Origin of the sequence: Metabacillus dongyingensis (assembly GCF_019933155.2) — a bacterium.
Lineage (GTDB): Bacteria > Bacillota > Bacilli > Bacillales > Bacillaceae > Bacillus_P > Bacillus_P dongyingensis.
Map to the genome: position 1 here is coordinate 3,079,804 of NZ_CP082944.1, position 18,582 is coordinate 3,098,385.

The following is an 18,582-nucleotide window of genomic DNA, read 5'->3' on the forward strand; positions in this document are numbered from 1 at the left end:
TTTCTAGCAGTTCTAGACGAAAAATCATAACAGATGATTTTATAAAAACAATATTAAAAAGACCAGAACATGATCTTAAAGAATTTTTAATCGCTCATTATCCTTCTCATTTCCTCTAAATAGACGCTTGGTTGGTATATGCTTAAGAATCTTAAACCCCGATTATGGAAAATTACTCTGCATTACCGTGCTGCATAAATACATTCTATTACTGATCCGCTTGCTTTTACTTATTTAAATTGCTAATATAACTAACGAACGTTCGTTAAATTTGAGGTGATATTATTGAAAAGCAATGAAATTAAGCAGGCAGCTCTAAAATATTTCACAATTCATGGTTATGAAGGAGCATCCCTTTCTCTGATAGCTGAAGAAGTCGGCATGAAAAAGCAATCCATTTACGCCCATTTCAAAGGAAAAGATGATCTTTTTCTGAAAGTTTTACGTGATGCGAAAGAGACAGAGCTATCTTCGAAACTTCACTATTTTAGTAAAGTTGATTCAAAAAATCCTGAAAAAGATTTGTACGGATTTCTACAATTGGTCATCGATCTTTTCCAAAAAAATGAACAATTAAAGTTTTGGCTGCGTATGTCTTTTTTTCCGCCAGCCCATCTTGAAAAAGCAATCGAACAGGAAGTTATAGATATCGAGGAAAAGGTGCAGACGATACTGGAAAAAAAATTTCAGGATTGGATCAATGCTAAATTAATCATCGGAGATGCAGCAATAACACCCACCTTTGCTTTCTTAGGAGTAGTCGATTCCCTAATGCTGGAACTTGTATACGGCAATGATGAAAAACGGCTGAAAGATAAATTAGCCGCTTCTTGGACAGTATTTTGGAGAGGTATTTCACTTCAATGATACATACAGAAAAAGGTGTTAATACATGAAGAAACCAATAAAAAAACAAAAAGCAGTATTAATTATTCTTCTAAGCAATATATTCATTGCATTTCTGGGAATTGGACTTATCATACCCGTTATGCCATCTTTTATGAATATCATGCATTTATCAGGAAGTACGATGGGTTATCTTGTTGCCGTATTTGCGGTAGCTCAACTGCTTATGTCACCATTCGCAGGTCGTTGGGTTGACCGTTACGGCAGAAAGAAAATAATCATATTCGGCTTATTCCTTTTTGGTGTTTCAGAACTTATCTTTGGTGTAGGCACGAACGTATCGGTTCTTTATATATCAAGGATTCTAGGGGGAATTAGTGCCGCCTTTATTATGCCAGGTGTTACAGCATATATTGCAGATATTACATCCGTTCAGGAACGGGCAAAAGCGATGGGCTATATTTCTGCCGCCATTAGCACTGGATTTATTATAGGCCCTGGTATCGGTGGATTTATTGCAGAATATGGTGTACGCTTGCCCTTCTTCTTTGCAGCAGCCATTGCTTTTTTAGCATGCTTTTCATCGATATTTATTTTAAAAGAGCCGCTAACAAAGGAACAGCTTGCAGAAATTTCTGCTAAAACAAAGCAAACAAACTTTATAAGCGATTTTAAAAGATCACTTAATCCACATTACTTTATTGCATTTATCATTGTATTTGTACTTGCTTTCGGTTTATCAGCATATGAAACTGTTTTTAGCCTATTTTCTGATCATAAGTTCGGCTTTACGCCTAAGGACCTTGCCGTTATTATCACAATAAGCTCAATCTTTGGAGTTGTTGTGCAAGTATTTATGTTTGGAAAAATGGTAGATATACTCGGTGAAAAGAAAATGATCCAATTATGTTTAATTATAGGTGCAATATTGTCGGTGGCGTCCACCGTTGTATCTAACTTTTTGGGTGTACTATTGGTAACTTGCCTCATCTTCCTCGCATTTGACTTGCTTCGTCCGGCATTGACAACATTTTTATCAAAAGCTGGCGGGAAAGAGCAAGGATTTGTTGCAGGGATGAACTCAGCTTATACAAGCTTAGGAAATATAGTTGGGCCAGCCATGGGCGGCATATTATTTGACGTAAACATCCACTATCCTTATCTTTTCGCAGCTGTCATTTTGATTATTGGCCTTGGTATTACAGTCATGTGGAAAGAAAAGCAATTGGCTGAAAGCTTTGCGGAATAATTAGAAAAGCACGATGCTCCCTCGGAACAAAACAAGAATCGTAAGAGAGGTAAAATAGAAGTCCAATAAATGTTTCATTAGAAAATGACATAAGGAATTACTTCACAGGTCTTAAAGAAAAGCTCCGAACCCTTGGATGCAAAGGGTTTAGAGCTTTTCTTTAAGATTATTCAACTCAAAATTAACAAGTCACGCTTCCAAGCCAGAGTATTTCAAATCTAGTAAACAAAATGAACATTGATTACCTATCCAAACGGTACTTAAAGGGCTGTGAATAATACGCTATCCTTGTTCTGGATAAGCGCCCTAAAATGCAATAACTTATTACTATGCCTCAATGTCAGGGTTGGCCCATAGGATTGCCTCGGTGGTCTCACAAAGTCTAGGCAGGAAATCAATGACGTCTTTGGATCTGCGGATGAGGTCGGTACTAGAAGTGATGCCCAAATCAGAGACGATTTCTTCAAAGGCTGGAGCAAGTGCGCGTTGCAGGTCTTGTGAAGCGTCTGCAGCCAGGACCGTGTGGCAACGTGCATATGTAGCAACAATCCAGAAGACCGCTTCGCGGTGGTAACCGGAACGTATAAGTTCTCGACTTCCATCGATTGCAATTGGCCGTGCTATGTTTGTGATGTCGGTGCTGAAAAAGAACGGTGTATTGGCAACTTCGACAGTAGCGTCGAACGTTCGAGCAAGATTATCGAGATGATGCTCGATGCGCTGTTTAGTTAAATGAGCGCAACCAAGCAATTTCAGCAAATCTGCATACAGGCTGGCTTGTCCGTATTCTATAAGCACCTCTCGTGCTGCAAGGTAGCGAAGCCGTACAGTAGGATTACGGAGCGCTGCCACGAGAAGAACGTGCGTTGTCACTCCAGTTGGGAACAGCCAGCCCATAACCTGATCTTGGAAGGGTGCAGAGGTATCGACTGCCCGTAACCCATTCATAACTCTGTTCAGTGCATTTTCACATCGGCGTCTTACCCAGGCCCGATCTGCAAAGTGGCGAGACACCCGTTTTTGTAATCTACTAACCTCTCCCGTGGGGTCGGCTATAATCGTGTTCACTCGAAAACTATTGGCCAGATGATAGGATGTCAGAACCTCTTCGACCGAGGTGAACTGATACCAGGACAAATAAGTAACCTCCAAAAGCGTGCCTTTGTATACGAATTTCCCTAGTTTGAGTGGTGGCTCAGTTAGTGTGGTAATAATCATGACATCCAAATCAGAGCTATCCGGCAACATCGCCTCACCGGGTAGTTCAATGGTCGAACCGCTGAAGTAAGCTCCCTTGAACCAAGCTTCCCGACTTGCATGCTCCATGACCCATTCAATCGCTGCAGCTCTAGCTGATTCGATTCTCATAGACACCACCATCACTTCGCTCGGTATTTTGGTTTGTGTTAAACAAATTTCGAACACTGGATAAGCATGCCGCTTTTCTATAAATCACTTTAAAATCTTCTCTTATGTTTTTTACACAAATCAACATAGAAGAGGTACCTCCTAGCATAAACACAGTATGATTAACTTAAATTAACTGAAGAATACCTTGATAATTAGTTAGTTGTTCTGTAATGAATATTATAAAGTCACAGTCACTTTGCATATCTGCATCGCCTACCGCAAAAGAACCTTGTAAATTATCTCCAAGTATATTACTAGCAGATGTAACTAGAATAATAAGTAGTTCATTAAATTCTGAAAACCCAGTAGGACTTGGATTTATATCATCAAGAGTATTCTCCTAAATAAGTAGATGAGATATGTAAGTTTAATATTACTCTCATCTACCTAGGAGGTTAAATATTGATCTTTGCAAGATATAGGCTCAATAAGACGCATGCATTATCCCGTAACAATGACATAGTGTAGAATTCACCATTTATAAGCCAAATTAATCAGATGAAATACTGACCGATTTGGACCGAGTTACATTGATTGATTTCATTTTCACAGATTTCCAATTGAAGGATAGATAGCGCCAGCTGTTAGCGATGCTTGTTAAGACAATTACACTGCTAAAGGCCACCCATGCCCCGGTCTGTCCGAAGTCATACACGAGAGTTAACAAAATCGTGCTAGGAATAAACAAGACCCAGTTGAGAAAAAATGACATCCTTGACAAATACGTTGTATCGCCAGCGCCTCTCAGCCCTCCTCCAAAAATAATACTTGCTCCGCTAAATAATTGAATAAATGCAGCTAAATGAATCAAGGAAATAGCAGTCAAATAAACCTCAGATTCTGATGTATACAGTTTCGCCACTGGTAAGGCAAAAATAAACAAAAAGATCGAAAACAAAAACATGAATCCCAGTCCAAGATACACTGTGACCAATCCAAATCGTTTGGCTTCCGCCGGCCTCCCCTTACCTATCTCTTGGCCAATTCCGATGGTTGACGCGGCTCCAAATCCATTGGCTGGCATATATCCAAATGAAAGGATATTTAAAGCAATTTCATTGGCAGCAATTGCTGTGGTTCCCAGCCGTGTGATACAACTTGTAAATACTAACAACCCTATACTGTTGGACATTTCCGTGATACTAAGTTTCACACTTTCAGACAGGAGCAACCGAATTTGTTGAAATTCAATCGGCACCCACTTACGGGTGTCATACAATTTGTTTGACAAACCGAAATACACCATCAGATTCAACAAAAATGCAATCCCTTCTGCCCCAACCATACTCCAGGCTGCACCTTGCAATCCCAAATTCGGAAAGCCAAACCTCCCATAGACCAGAACATAGGTCAAGATGACGACCAATGCACTGTTAATCAACGAGATAGTCATCGGTGTGCGTGTATCACCCGTTGCTCGCAAATATGCAAAAAATACCGTGTTAAAAATGGTAAACATTAAAGCTACCATGCGCACTTGAACATGAGGGGCTCCAAGGCTTAGTATCGTTTCATTCGCTCCCATGAGTTGCAAAATAAAATAAGGAAGGGTAAAGCTTGCAATAAATAAAATCACAGCTTGTAAGGCTGTTCCTATCAACGCAATTTGCATGCGTTGATTACCCAATCTCATATTGTTTGAACCGAAGTTTTGAGCAACCAAATAATTGATGGATCCTTGGTTCCCTGAAAATAGGGCCCACAAATTGTACATTAAAATGTTTGAAATTCCCACCACCGCAATTGCTGCGGGTCCTAATCCTCCAACAATCATTAACACGAGTAAACCTGTAAACGTCATCGATGAAAAGGTTGCAATTGATGGAAGGGCCAAACGAAGAATTTGCTTAATTAATTGCATTCTAAATACCACCTGGTCTTATAAGAATTCAAACATAACGAATAGGTAATCACTCGCCATGAGCTTCAATTAAGTCATCGCACAGTGTAATAATGTCATCTAATGATAATGCTGATGCTGTATGCGGATCCAACATCGCTGCTTGATTAATGTATTCTTTTTAGTGATGGCAGCTTCAATGGTCACTAACTGCGTATTGATGTTGGTACGGTTAAGTGCCGCCAACAGAACTGTTCTTCAGATCACCCACATAACACGGAACAATGCCGCTGCGGTCGGCCACACAAGGAACCTCTACACAGACATTTTCCGGAAGATTAGAGATTAAACGGCCTGTATTAAACACATTTCCTTCAAGTTTAAAAGCTCTGTTTATTTCAATGGCTTCGATAGTTTGAGATAACGCAGCATGGCAATAATAAAAAGGAGAGAATCAGGTGTTCTCTCCTTTTTATCTATACTAATTGCGGTAACTCCACGCTAACTTCTCTTCCTTGCTCTGATGATCGTAAAATACCATCTATAATCGCTTGATTAATGACAATTTGATCACCTGGGATAGGCGCAGAAGTACCATCTTTAATAGAACCGACGAAATCTCGAACCTTCTCATTAAATATATTTAGTTGATGATCTTTAACTGGAATGGTTGACTCAACATGATGGCCCTTTATGTCATGGAATAAGCTCATCGATCCGATTCCACCATCCCACACACCGCTCCATGGACCACTTCCAGCTGGTGTTAACTTTAAGCCAGCATTTGTTCCAAGGAATAAAGTTGGTCCAAGGGAATCCATATGCATCGCCCATGATATTTTAAAGTTTAAAACGATTCCTCCCTCCAAACGAATCATTGCCACACCAAAATCTTCAACTTCAAACTTTTCTGATTCACTATGATAAGCAGAATTCGTTCCAAAATAATTGGACGTGTAGGCGGAAACCGTTAATGGCTTAGGATAACCAAGAGCATTCAGAGCCAAATCCAAGGAATAACAGCCAATGTCTGCCATAGCACCTGCACCAGCTAATTGTTTATTAATAAAGGTACCCCCGGGCATTCCACGCCGTCTTCCACCACCAATTTCAACATAATAGACATTTCCTAACTGGCCAGACTGTACGATTTCCTTTACCGCTTGCATATTCGGATCATATCTTGGCTGGAAACCAACTGATAGCATTTTACTGGTCTTACGGGATGCATCAACCATTTCAATCGCTTGTTCCAGCGTAACAGCCATTGGCTTCTCAACTAACACATGTTTTCCGGCATATAATGCATCAATACTCGTGTTATGGTGAGCAACATTTGGTGTACATACACTGACACCGTCTATATCCATATTTAGCAGCTCAAGATGATCATCAAACCCTTTGGCATCTTTTAGTTCCAACTGTTCGATGAATAGATTGGCCTTACCAGGAATCACATCAGCAACAGCTACAATTTTGACATTAGGTATTTCCTTATAGGCTCTAGCGTGTGCAGTTGCAATTCCCCCGCTTCCAATAATTCCAATGTTAATTGTATTGGACATTACATTCCCTCCAACTCATTTTTATTAACATCCTAAAATTTAAGGAGTACATTTAATTTATTTCAATGTCAATTATTGAATGGATGTAATTGACTTATATCCTGCTGATTGATAAATTCTCTCCGTGAGCTTTACCACTTCTTTTGCGAAGTCTCCAGGTACCATAACATTGTGATGACCAAGGATCGCATCGATAAAACTTTTATCCGAATTAGTCGTCTGCTGAGGAAGCTCAGGTATGACGGGTTCTTTACCATTCAGACGAAGAACAATCTTACCGTTGTCAAAAAAAATCGCTCCATTTTCCCCACAAAAAACATATGTTTCATGCCAGCATGGGGCATTCCCAACAATATTCAGGCCTGCAACTACATTATTTTCAAAACGAATCGATGTAAATGAATCCTGTTCTACTGGAGTATGATGCTGTTCGATTTTTGATTCAACTTCGATCGGTTTTAATCCTGTCGTCCATAAAAGTACGTCTACAATATGACTGCCAGAATCCATTAGCATTCCTCCACCAGATAACGATGGATATTGCCGCCAGGTACCAGTGGTTAGATGTTTCCAATCCTGATATAGAGAAGCTGTTACCGATGTGAGATTTCCGATTGTGCCGCTTGAGATTGCTTCACGAATATAAAGAAATGCTGGTTCAAAATGTCTTTGGTATGAAACTTGCAGAACTCTGTTTGCCTTTTTTGCTATTTCAATAAGATGTTCTGCTTCTTCTAGCGAACAAGCCATTGGTTTTTCAATCAGAACATGACAATTATGGTTAATTGCATCCATCGCTTGTTTATAATGAAGGGTGTGTGGTGAACAAATAAGAACTGCATCCATTGGAATGTTCTCCAACATGTCAAGATGATCATCAAACTGTGCAATACTATCAAGGTTAAAACTCTTAATAAACGTATCTCTGTTACCTATATTTGGGTCGGCAATCGCAACAATCCTAGCGTTCTTTAATTCTCCCAACTGTTTACCATGTATATGTGATATACCCCCTGTACCAACAATACCGATTTTAACACTTTCCATTTAAATCCCTTCCCTCATAAAAGGATGCCTGACATTTGAAAAAATTAATCTAAACGGACCACATGTGGGTAAAAACGGGAGTTTACTTATTAGATACAAGACTTGATTGTTCTTCAAAATAAACAGCTTTCCCAGTTTTTGCAGATTCATAGATTGCTTCTAAGATTTGTGTAACGACAAATGCTTGTTCTGGTTTTACTACAGGTTCTGTATCATTGATGATATTATCAATCCATAGGCGAGCTTCTAGGTCAGCATCTGTTTCTGATTTTCCATCGTAAAATGCCACTCCATCTGAACCCAGTTCAACATTTGTCGTGTAAAGTTCACCGAAGTCTTCCCGGTTTATTCTGAGGCCATCCTTCATATCTGCTCCACCTTCTGTTCCACTCAGTGAACATTTCGCTTCATCGACATCTAAAGAGTTCAATGCCCAACTCGATTCTAAAACAATTGTTGCACCATTTTCCATTGTGATAAAACCAAACGCAGAATCTTCAACTGTGAACTTTTCAGGATCCCACGGTCCCCAAGCATTAGCCGCATCTTTCTTCTGACTTAATTTATGATAAGTCGTACCCATAACCGATTTTGGCTTATAGTTGTTCATCATCCATAATGTTAAATCAAGAGCATGTGTACCAATATCAATTAATGGACCGCCACCTTGCTTTTCTTCATCAAGAAAAACTCCCCAAGTAGGTACGGCGCGACGGCGAATGGCATGTGCTTTCGCATAATAAACCTCCCCCAGATCTCCTCGTTCACATACCTTATGTAAATGCTGGCTGTCCGGACGGAAACGATTGTTGTATCCAATTGTTAGTTTTTTACCAGATCGTTCAGCTGCCTCCAACATAAGACGGGCTTCAGCTGTCGTTTTCGCCATTGGTTTTTCACACATAACATGTTTCCCTGAATCAAGGGCAGCAACAGTGATCTCAGCATGGGAATCATTCGGCGTAAGTACGTGAACCACCTCGATTGACTCATCCTTAAGTAACTCTTGATAATCGTCATAAACCTTGGCATTTTCATATCCGTACTCAGCTGCTGCTTTTTCAGCTCGATCAACCAGTACATCACAAAATGCGACCAATTCAACATTTTTTAGTTTTGATAAGCTTGGCATATGTTTCCCATTTGCAATACCACCACAACCGATAATCGCTACTTTTACACTTCTAGACATATTTTTTCCTCCCATTACCATTGTATTATTTAAAATAAATTGCAAGATGTTCTTTTGCTTTTATGATTCCTTGACGCTCTGCCTCTAGAGAACCCCAATAACGATGATCTTCAAGTTCAATACTGATTGGTCCGGTGTATCCAATTTTTTCTAAACGCACAGCAACTTTTCCCCAGTTTACATCACCTTGTCCAGGAATTGTGTAACGCCAAGAACCCTCTGAAAAATCATACTTCGAACCAAAAGTAGCCTGAATGACACCGCATTCATATAACTCATCATGTAAAATTTCAGTATCTTTCCCATGACAGTAATTGACTCTTTCTCCAAATTCACTCAAAGCTCTTAAATGATCGATACCCAGTCTAACTAGATGGGATGGATCATAGTTAATCCCAAAATGTTTTGAAGGAATGACATTGAACATGGCTCTGAGCATTTCAGGTGTACAGCCTAAAGTTGGATAATATGGTGCAGGTCCTGGCCATCCTTCTAATGCTATGTAAATATTCTGTTGCTCAGCATGCTTTACAATACTAGGAAACGTTTCTTTCCAAATCTCAAAAGCTTTCTGACGCGGCATTGTAATATCATCTGGAACAAGACACATAAACATCACTTTGCCGCCAAGCCCCGAGACTTCAGTCATTTGATTTTTAAGTGCTTCTGCTGCCTCTAATCGACTATCTTCATTCTCGCTTAATAACTTTGTTTGACCAACTGCACCAACGCCATCAATCGAGCCGACTTCAAGTCCCTTTGCTTCCAAAACAGCTTTAACTTCTTCGTTATAATATGGTACATCTATCACATCGATCCCATTACTAGAGGCCCAACTTGCAATGGACTCCATTCCACCTGCACCCATTTTTGACGGGATTCTCATACCTATTTTATTGATCATAACCACAACCTCCTGTTAGAATAATAATTTTATAAACTATTTAATTCCACTAAATGTAATACCTTGAATAAATGTTTTTTGTAAGAAGAAGAACAATATGATCATTGGTACTGTCATCATTGTGGATACCGCCATCATTAAGCCCCACTCAGTACCCATTTGAGTTTGGAATTGCTGGAGTCCTAATGACAAGGTATATTGAGTTTCGTCTGTTAAGTAGAGTAATGGGCCAATAAAATCTGTCCAGCTAGCCATAAACTGGAATAATCCAACTGCAAGAACTGCCGGTTTTGCTAACGGAAGCATAATTTGCCAATAAATTCGAAACTCGCTTGCTCCATCTATTTTGGCCGCATCCCGTAACATATCTGGTAATCCTAAGAAGAACTGACGTAATAAGAAGATGTAAAATGGTACACCAAAGAACGCAGGTACAATTAAAGGTAAAGGTGATCCTACCCATCCAATCTTGTTAAATATTAAAAATAATGGAATCATTGTTACCTGACCTGGAATCATCATGACTGCAATGGTTATGAAAAATAAAACGTTACGCCCTTTCCATTCCAATTTCGCAAAGCTGTATGCTACAAGAGGACAAGTAAGGACAACACCAAGTGTACTGAAAAGAGTAATAACAACTGTATTATTTAGATAGGTAAAAAACGGTATATACTCAATTGCATCTAGATAATTCGACCACTGAAATGGGTTTGGAAGCCATTCCGGCGGAAAGGACATTACTTGTTTTAAAGGTTTTAATGATGTTGATACCATCCATATAAATGGAACAATGAAGAGAACTGATGCGATAATTAAAACAATGTGCGTGAAGACTTTCTGTAGTTTAATTTTAACTTTCAGATCCATTTACTATTACTCCTTTCTACTTTCCTTGATAGTGAACCCAACGATTTGAAGTCATAAAGATTACTGTAGTTAGGGCCATAATAATGACAAAAAGTATCCAAGCCATCGCTGAAGCGTACCCCATTTGGAAAAACTTAAACGCATTATCGTATAAGTGCATTACGTAAAAAGTTAAGGAGTTTGCTGGAGTCCCCTGACCTTGGGTCATAGTGTACGGTAATGTAAACTGTTGAAATGCTCCAATAGCTCCCATTACCAGGTTAAAGAAAATAACAGGAGTAAGTAACGGCAATGTTACATGGCGTGTTTTTTGCCACCAACTGGCACCATCGACTTCAGCTGCTTCATAAAGTTCCTCTGGAATATCACCAAGTCCAGCTAGATAAATGATTACTGCCTGACCAATTCCCCAAAGAGACATCAAAATAAGTGACGGTTTAGACCATATTTCACTTCCGAGCCAGTTCGGCCCCTGTAATCCAATCATTTCAAGCATCCCATTTACAAGACCAAAACCAGGATTTAATAGCCACATCCATAGAACTGCTAAAGCAACGTGTGGTACAAGCGTAGGTAAAAAGAAAATCGTACGATAAATTGCCATTCCTTTTATCTTCATATTCAACATCATCGCTAGACCAACCCCGAATATAATGCTTAAGGGGACAAAAAAGATTGTAAAATAAATTGTATTGTAAATAGATTTCCAGAATAAGTCATCTTTAAAAAGATCTTGGTAATTTTGAAAACCAACGAATTCCCCTGGTTTTAGAATACTATATGTTGTGAAACTAAAATAAATCGAAGCTATAAGCGGAAAAGCAAAAAACACTAACAAACCTATAATCCATGGTGACGCAAAAAGCCATCCTTGAAGATTTGATTTTGTAGATAACTTCTTTCGCTTCACAACTACTGATTGTTGAACACGAGTACTTTTAGTTACTTCCGCCATATAGAATCCCCCTTTCAATTTTTAAAGTATAGGCAAGGAGAAGAAGTCTCCTTGCCCTAAGAATTATTTATACTTCTCTAGTGCCTTGTTGACAGTTTCTGTTGCTTTATCTAAGTTTTCTTGCGCTGTACCCTTACCTCTCGCGGTTTTTTCTGTTGCATCTACTAATTCATTCCACATCAATTGACCTTCAGGTATAACTGGTCTGCTATGAGAGTTTGGTAAGATATCGGTAAATTTCTTTAACATTTTATTATCTCCACGACCTAACTTCTCGTTAACACTAGGTATTACAGAAAGATCGCCAGGAAGCTCTGCGAAGTATACCTCTTGTCCTTCTTCAGAACCGAAATACTTTGCGAATTCCCATGCTGCTTCTACATTTTTTGCACCTTTTGGCAGGACAATAGCGTGACCACCAGACCAAGTAGTAAAGTCAGTGCCAGTTGGAGTAGGAATAGGTGTTACTCCATAATTCAAATCTGGTTTGTATTTTTCAATAGAAGATATTGCCCAGTTTCCATCCACTTTCATACTGATTTGTCCTGAAATAAACGGGTCCATAGCCCCAGTACCTGCAGAACTTTCAAATCCAGCAATGTCCTCTACACCGAATTTTTGAGCGACACCTGCCATCCACGTTAGCGCTTCAACAATTTTAGGATCATTTGCTGTTACTTCACCAGTTTCTTTATTGTAGAATTCCCCGCCATAGCTCCATCCCCAGCCATAAAGCCAACCTTGACCGTACCATGGAATAAAACCAATTTGTTTAAAACGTTTTCCTTCTTTTTTCGTTAGCTTTTCTGCAGCTTCTTCCAATTCTTTAGTAGTTTTAGGCGGATTTTCTGGATCTAATCCGGCTGCCTTAAAATGGTCCTTATTATAATAAAGCATGCGTGCATCTGTTGTATAAGGAAGTCCATATAATTTCCCTTGATAGTTCGCTTCCTCCCAAGCATATGGATAATAAGTATCCCCTTTTATGCCGTCTTCAGCAGCCATATCAGTTAAATCTGTAAGTGCATCTTGAGTTGCCCATGAACCAACCTTAAATCGGTCAAAAAGAGCTACGTCAGGTGGATTACCGCCAGCTACAGCAGTTAAAAGTTTTTGGTCTGCTCCTTCACTAGCTTCGGTATACACCATTTTCACTTTAATATTAGGATTTTTTTCTTCGAAAGCTGCTACCATTTTTTTCAATGCCTGTAAACCAATATCAGTATAACCATGCCAGAGAGTTATTTCTGTCGTGCCTTTTGCTTTTCCGCCGTCATCTGAAGCACCTGATTCCTCTGACGAACAGGCAGCTAAAACTAAACTGAAAATAAGAAAAATAGACATGCTCAAAATTCCAAATTTTTTACCCCGAATTTTCACAAAAACTTACCTCCCCTTTGTTTGTTAATTTTCTTTTTTGATTCCCCTAAAAATAGTAAACGTTTTCAATCCCCCTTATTTAAAATCTTTATATATGATAAATCAAACCTATAATAAGTTTGACTTTACCCAATAACAAAAAGTGATCACCACAAAATGAATACGCTTACATATAGTTGAAAAAATTTTTTCCTTTAATATATTGCTGCTTGGACATAATAACGCAATTTAAATTTCAGGTTTGAAAAATATAGATAAGATGACTATTATTTTGCAGTCTCAAAAGAATGAAACATTCTATGTATATATGGATATCATATCAACTATCAATATATCAATTGTTATGATAACCATATTCCTTTATATGTTAGTATATCAATTTAAAAATACACATGTCAACGCTTTTTTAATAACATTCTGAAAATTCAAACTAACTATACCAAAGCTCCTGTCTAAAAATAAGAGTATTTTTAATTAAAATAATTATGACAAACAACTTACCTCCACCCCGTTCTTTTGATTTTAGTTGATTTTCCATTTTTAAGAGCAAAGAAAAAAATAAAAAGCTATATTTAATAAATGAACATAGATTCTATACTTGAACTGCTTTCATTGATCTAGATTGTGTAGATCTACCTTTTATTACCTTAAATCCAACCTCGGAGTGAATTGGAGGCGTATCGTTTTCTTGTAAGTGTTTAATTAATATATCCACTGCATTACAACCCATTTTTTCTTCGTCTTGCAATATATGAGTGAAAAGCGGTTCGATTATCATATCTGCGGGCGAATCAAAGCATGCAATAGAATAATCTTCTGGTACCTTTTTACCTAATGAGGCTAAGACTTCATAGAGAGTAACAGCAACCAAATACTCACTTGTTATGAAAGCTGTGATTTCAGGGTTATTCTCAATTATATTTTTTATTTCGTTTCTATCATTTTCATCAATTGTTAGCTCTCTAAGATTAATACTTGAACATTCTTGCAGTGAACTCCTCATATTCTGTAAGATCGTATCAGGTATAATTCTTACACCTCTTTCCGCCATTGCGACATGAAATCCCATTAGTCTATCTTCAAGAGAAGAAGTTCCCCCAGTTTGAGGTGAAAGATAAGCGATATGCTCATGTCCAAGTTCTAACATATAGTTTGTTAACTCAATTGCTGCCATTTTATTATTAATACAAACTGAACTAGATGGAATTCCTGTTAAGTACCTATCTACTAAAACAAGTGGGTAATTCTCTATAATTAACCTTAGTAATGCATTACTATAATGCTTTCCTGGAGAAGGCCATAAGATTAACCCCCTAACTCCAAGGTTTACTAATGAATTTATTGCTTTTTCTTCTAATTCAGGTTTACCTAATGTTTGTTTAATGACTACAGCCAGATTATGTTTAGAACATTCTTTCTCTATCGAATCGAGAAGCTTTATGCCGTAATCATTACCAATCCCCGGAAAGATATACCCAACTAATTCCTGTTTGGAATTTGAATCAGTTAAAAAAGTATTATTCTCTTCCTCTACCGTTGAATTAATTGTAGTCGTGTTAATATCCGAAACATAAGATCCTTTTCCCTGAAAACGTTCTATTATATTTCTTTGAGCTAACATATCTAACGCTTTTTTTGTTGTGATACGGCTTACATTGAACTTTTCGGCAAGCTCATTTTCCGAAAGAATTCTATCTCCAGTTTTCAATGTTCCATTTTTTATTTCTTCTAAAATATCAAGGTAAATTTTTTTATATAATTTGCTCATCTTAAACTCCTCGCAATATTTTAATTGATATACCAAGTATAACAAGCGAAACATGCTTTGACAACTGTTCTATCTTAATATAAATACTTATTTGAATTTATTGAATACTTCATTATAATTGTTAAAAAATCCTGGAAAATAAAAGTCCAATTGAATGCAGAAGAAGTAGTAATTTTTATAAATCTGAGGAGATATGTTTATGTGTAGGACTTCTACCGCTTCTGAACACAAGGAGAATCTCAGTGTTGCAAAAGACTACCATGTTAATAGCTTTATAGTGGTAGTAAAATATTACAAAAAGAGGTGAGAACGCATGAGGGGTTTGCTCGATGCAGCATTATTAATATTGAACATAGATAAGAATGATATTGAAATTTTAGGTGAGGGAATTGGGAGTCTCGTTATTGAACAGAAAGACGGAACTCTCTTTAGGATTGCTAAAAACATGGAAACAGCTCGTCAATACACAAAAGAGTTTCATATGCTACCTCAGATCCGTCCTTTCCTAGATATTGAAATACCGTTGCCTATTATCTATATGGTTGATCCGTCGATCCATCCTTCGGGAATCATGGGATATAAAAAATTGAAGGGAACCCCTCTTAATCCAGATTTACTCATCTCTAAAAAACGAAATATTATTGCCAAACAACTTGCGGAATTTATTATAAAGTTACATAAAATACCAATCGGAATGTTAGATTGCAATTTCCAGCAAGAATCAAACAACAAAAGCCATATAAAGATATTACGTGAAGATACACATGAAATATTAAACCAGGTTTTAACCGTAAAAGAGCAGCACAAAATGGCTAAATGGTGGGAAGAAGCATTGGAAGATAGTACGTTTTTTTCCCATCACTTTGTTTTGTGCCACGGAGATTTATGGTATGAAAACATTTTGGTTGATGATTTATGTTCAGGTATAACGGGAATAATCGACTTTAGTAATATGACTATAGGTGACCCTGCAAAAGATTTGGCAACGCAAGGTTATATGGGAGAGGAATTTTATAATCAGATATTAAGTGAATATAAACACTCATTTCCAGAAGATACGACTATTGAACATAGAGTAAAAAGACATCAAGGACTTCGTGAATTAGATGGATTACGGTACGCAATTAAACATGATAATTCCGAAATCGAAGATTCATTTTCAAAAATAAGAAACGTAATATTTGAATCAAATGTTTTTTGAATTTTCCTGTTAGCGGAACAACTAGATTGAAGTAAAAAACACCGTCCATTAGGATTTTATAGAAAAGCAAGTTTAACAGAGGAGTTATAAATAAAACAGCTATTTTTCTTTTAGATAAAAATTAATAAAGGATGATTAATTTATGAACTCTGACATAGCAAAACAGGCAGTTTTTAATTACTTACAAGAGGATGCAATATCTGTGAATTCAATTGTCGGAAAGGGAATAGTAAATAAAATTTATGTTGTAAGGACTGCAAATCATAAAGTGGTCATTAGAATGAACGATGATCCGAGTTCATTTCGAGAATATGAAAAAGAACGCTGGTGTATCCTAAATGCTATTTATAAGGGAATTCCAAGCCCAGAGGTACTAACAATTGGAAAAATCGGTAATATAGCCTACATGATCCAAACACATATTGACGGCGTGAATGGAGTAGATGCCGCGTTAGATAAAACGTATATTTGGAGAAAGTTAGGTATGTACGCGAAATCAATTCATACAATTGAGGTAAAAGGTTTTGGAGAAGTACTGTTTGATGCTGAAAAGAAAATCTTTCAAGCACCGACACATGACAACTTTGATGGGACATGGACCAGTTTTGTAAACTACAACATTACTAGTTTAACAAAAGATGATGATCTAATATGGTTGGGTGTATTAGATTATGAAACATCAAAACAGGTTAAGCGTCGATTTCAAGGACTGATTGATTATGATTTTAACTTTGGCTTAAATCATGGGGATCTTTCCTTAAAAAATACAGTAGTGAATAAAAATAACGAGGTTTATTTATTAGATTGGGGTAGTTCAGAAGTAAATATTGCTCCTCATTGGGATGTTATTCAATTAATGCAGATGAATATCTTAAATACTAATACAAATGAATTTGAGGCATTTCTAGATGGGTACGGAATTAGTCAACATGACTTTAAGTCTATGGAATATGTATTAAATACTTTATTATTACTAAGGGCCTTTGATAAACTCCGCTGGGCAATTGATCGTAAACCCCAATCAATTACAGAATTTACAAATTATGCAAAGTTAATCTTACATAGAGTTTTATAACAAAGCGGGGAGTTGATAAAGACTTCCTAGTAAATTGTTCAGGAAATTGAAACAATGCCTTGATTATGCTGCATTTTAATATTTGCGGATTGTAAGCCGAATGATACGCATCACATAAAAATTTCTAATGACCAAGAAAATGGTGCCTTAATAAAAGGACTATCCCTATCTCTTCTTCAATTAACCTGCCCTTCCACATCTTAGTTCAACAAATCTTGATTTTCACCTTTTTTACCTAACAATGCACTTTAATTTAAGATCGAAAAAAGCCCTTATGATCTTTAACAATCTGGCACAATTCCAAAAGCGCCTCCTTACTTTAGAAGCGCGACCGATATTAGAATTACTTTCGTAAAATTTATTTATTATTTAAGAGATTATTCTATAAATAAAATTTTTCTTTAATGATTTTCGCTACTTCTTCTGCTCTCAAGTTAATATTGTTTATTTTTATATATACTTCTTTCTTTATTTCACTCTCTAAGGAATTCAATCTGTATTTTTCCATTGTCTCCTTTATATCTTTTTGAGACCATTTAATGTTTCTTTTTACAGGCTTATGTTCGAGTCTATGAGAACTTTAATTCCGATCAAGTCTTTCATCCAGATCAGCCTCAAGCTCTAAAAAGTAAACAGTTCCTCCTCTGGACTCGAAAATTCGGCAAACTTTATCGACATAGTCCCAATCCATTAAATAGCCTAATAAACTACTTAATTCTCTTCTGGCAAATTATAAGCAAAAAATAAGGTGAAAGTTAATAAACAATTAAAAACGATTTCCATCTCCCCAAAAGTTGATGGACTAGTCGTTACTTAATTATTATTTCAAAAAGAACACCGCTCCCATCTCAGTTAACTGTAAAAATCAATCCCCAAGTACTTCAATTAATTCACACAAATTAAACAAGCAGAAATAGGAGCATCCGTGAAGACCTTTGAAAAAAAGTGGATCAATTAAACTTTCTTTTCATAATCCAAACAAAAATCTACTAGAAGCGATTGAGTTATTATGAGTCACTCTATCCCGCGCTTCTTCTAGTATCTTTTAAAAACAATTGCCTGCTCCCAACGATTTGAAATCTCTGTCGGGGAAGGATTTGAATAATGGGTAATAGAATAGTCTAGAGGAACAGGTTCACAAACAAGAGGTAGAACATCACCTGATTTAGCTTCGTTCAACCAGTATGACATTCCCTTTTCCCACCAAACAACAACAAATCTTTCTTCATTGGATGATTCCCCTGGGCCAATGTCAATTTGAATCTGCTGTCCATAAGAAA

15 protein-coding genes and 2 pseudogenes are annotated in these 18,582 nt (G+C 37.2%); 4 read left to right on the forward strand and 13 right to left on the reverse strand.

What is annotated here, in order from left to right; genetic code table 11:
• Positions 1–285: 285 nt before the first annotated feature.
• Together K8L98_RS15100 and K8L98_RS15105 are read left to right on the forward strand one after the other, a co-directional pair.
• Complete coding sequence (locus K8L98_RS15100) at positions 286–867, forward strand: TetR/AcrR family transcriptional regulator (RefSeq protein ID WP_223435838.1); 582 nt, start codon at positions 286–288, stop codon at positions 865–867.
• Positions 868–892: 25 nt separating this feature from the next.
• Complete coding sequence (locus tag K8L98_RS15105) at positions 893–2,095, forward strand: MFS transporter (RefSeq protein WP_223435840.1); 1,203 nt, start codon at positions 893–895, stop codon at positions 2,093–2,095.
• A gap of 327 nt (positions 2,096–2,422) precedes the next feature.
• Here the strand turns inward: K8L98_RS15105 and K8L98_RS15110 are convergent, their stop codons facing one another.
• The 11 genes and pseudogenes from K8L98_RS15110 to K8L98_RS15160 form a co-directional block, all read right to left on the reverse strand.
• Positions 2,423–3,463: a hypothetical protein gene (locus tag K8L98_RS15110; RefSeq protein WP_223435841.1), complete on the reverse strand. Its 1,041-nt coding sequence runs from the start codon at positions 3,461–3,463 to the stop codon at positions 2,423–2,425.
• Positions 3,464–3,995: 532 nt separating this feature from the next.
• A complete protein-coding gene (locus K8L98_RS15115) occupies positions 3,996–5,366 on the reverse strand; it encodes an MATE family efflux transporter (protein WP_223435842.1) in 1,371 nt (456 codons plus the stop codon).
• Positions 5,367–5,415: 49 nt separating this feature from the next.
• Positions 5,416–5,766 (reverse strand): annotated as a pseudogene (locus tag K8L98_RS15120) (family 4 glycosyl hydrolase); the annotation flags it as partial.
• A 55-nt stretch (positions 5,767–5,821) separates the two neighbouring features.
• Positions 5,822–6,910, reverse strand: coding sequence for a Gfo/Idh/MocA family protein (locus K8L98_RS15125; protein ID WP_223435843.1), 1,089 nt, complete (start codon positions 6,908–6,910; stop codon positions 5,822–5,824).
• Positions 6,911–6,982: 72 nt separating this feature from the next.
• Positions 6,983–7,957, reverse strand: coding sequence for a Gfo/Idh/MocA family protein (locus K8L98_RS15130; RefSeq protein ID WP_223435844.1), 975 nt, complete (start codon positions 7,955–7,957; stop codon positions 6,983–6,985).
• Between the two features lie 82 nt (positions 7,958–8,039).
• Positions 8,040–9,149 carry a Gfo/Idh/MocA family protein gene (locus tag K8L98_RS15135; RefSeq protein ID WP_223435845.1) on the reverse strand — a complete coding sequence of 370 codons (1,110 nt, stop codon included), beginning with the start codon at positions 9,147–9,149 and terminating at the stop codon, positions 8,040–8,042.
• A 25-nt stretch (positions 9,150–9,174) separates the two neighbouring features.
• The gene (locus tag K8L98_RS15140) at positions 9,175–10,053 is read right to left on the reverse strand and encodes a sugar phosphate isomerase/epimerase family protein (protein ID WP_223435846.1); all 879 of its coding nucleotides are present in this window, start codon (positions 10,051–10,053) and stop codon (positions 9,175–9,177) included.
• A gap of 36 nt (positions 10,054–10,089) precedes the next feature.
• Positions 10,090–10,923: a carbohydrate ABC transporter permease gene (locus K8L98_RS15145; protein ID WP_223435847.1), complete on the reverse strand. Its 834-nt coding sequence runs from the start codon at positions 10,921–10,923 to the stop codon at positions 10,090–10,092.
• Between the two features lie 16 nt (positions 10,924–10,939).
• Positions 10,940–11,878 (reverse strand): carbohydrate ABC transporter permease, encoded by a 939-nt coding sequence (locus K8L98_RS15150; protein WP_223435848.1) that lies wholly within the window; start codon positions 11,876–11,878, stop codon positions 10,940–10,942.
• Between the two features lie 63 nt (positions 11,879–11,941).
• Positions 11,942–13,258, reverse strand: coding sequence for an ABC transporter substrate-binding protein (locus K8L98_RS15155; protein WP_223435849.1), 1,317 nt, complete (start codon positions 13,256–13,258; stop codon positions 11,942–11,944).
• Positions 13,259–13,850: 592 nt separating this feature from the next.
• A complete protein-coding gene (locus K8L98_RS15160; protein WP_223435850.1) occupies positions 13,851–15,026 on the reverse strand; it encodes a GntR family transcriptional regulator in 1,176 nt (391 codons plus the stop codon).
• A 313-nt stretch (positions 15,027–15,339) separates the two neighbouring features.
• Between K8L98_RS15160 and K8L98_RS15165 the strand changes: the two genes are divergently transcribed.
• On the forward strand, positions 15,340–16,227 hold the full coding sequence (locus tag K8L98_RS15165; protein WP_223435851.1) for a phosphotransferase: 888 nt from the start codon (positions 15,340–15,342) through the stop codon (positions 16,225–16,227).
• Positions 16,228–16,369: 142 nt separating this feature from the next.
• Positions 16,370–17,302 carry a fructosamine kinase family protein gene (locus K8L98_RS15170; protein ID WP_223435852.1) on the forward strand — a complete coding sequence of 311 codons (933 nt, stop codon included), beginning with the start codon at positions 16,370–16,372 and terminating at the stop codon, positions 17,300–17,302.
• A 382-nt stretch (positions 17,303–17,684) separates the two neighbouring features.
• Here K8L98_RS15170 and K8L98_RS15175 read toward each other — a convergent pair.
• Positions 17,685–17,990: pseudogene (locus K8L98_RS15175) on the reverse strand (shikimate kinase); the annotation flags it as partial.
• A 347-nt stretch (positions 17,991–18,337) separates the two neighbouring features.
• The gene (locus K8L98_RS15180) at positions 18,338–18,493 is read right to left on the reverse strand and encodes a hypothetical protein (RefSeq protein WP_223435853.1); all 156 of its coding nucleotides are present in this window, start codon (positions 18,491–18,493) and stop codon (positions 18,338–18,340) included.
• Positions 18,494–18,582 lie beyond the last annotated feature (89 nt).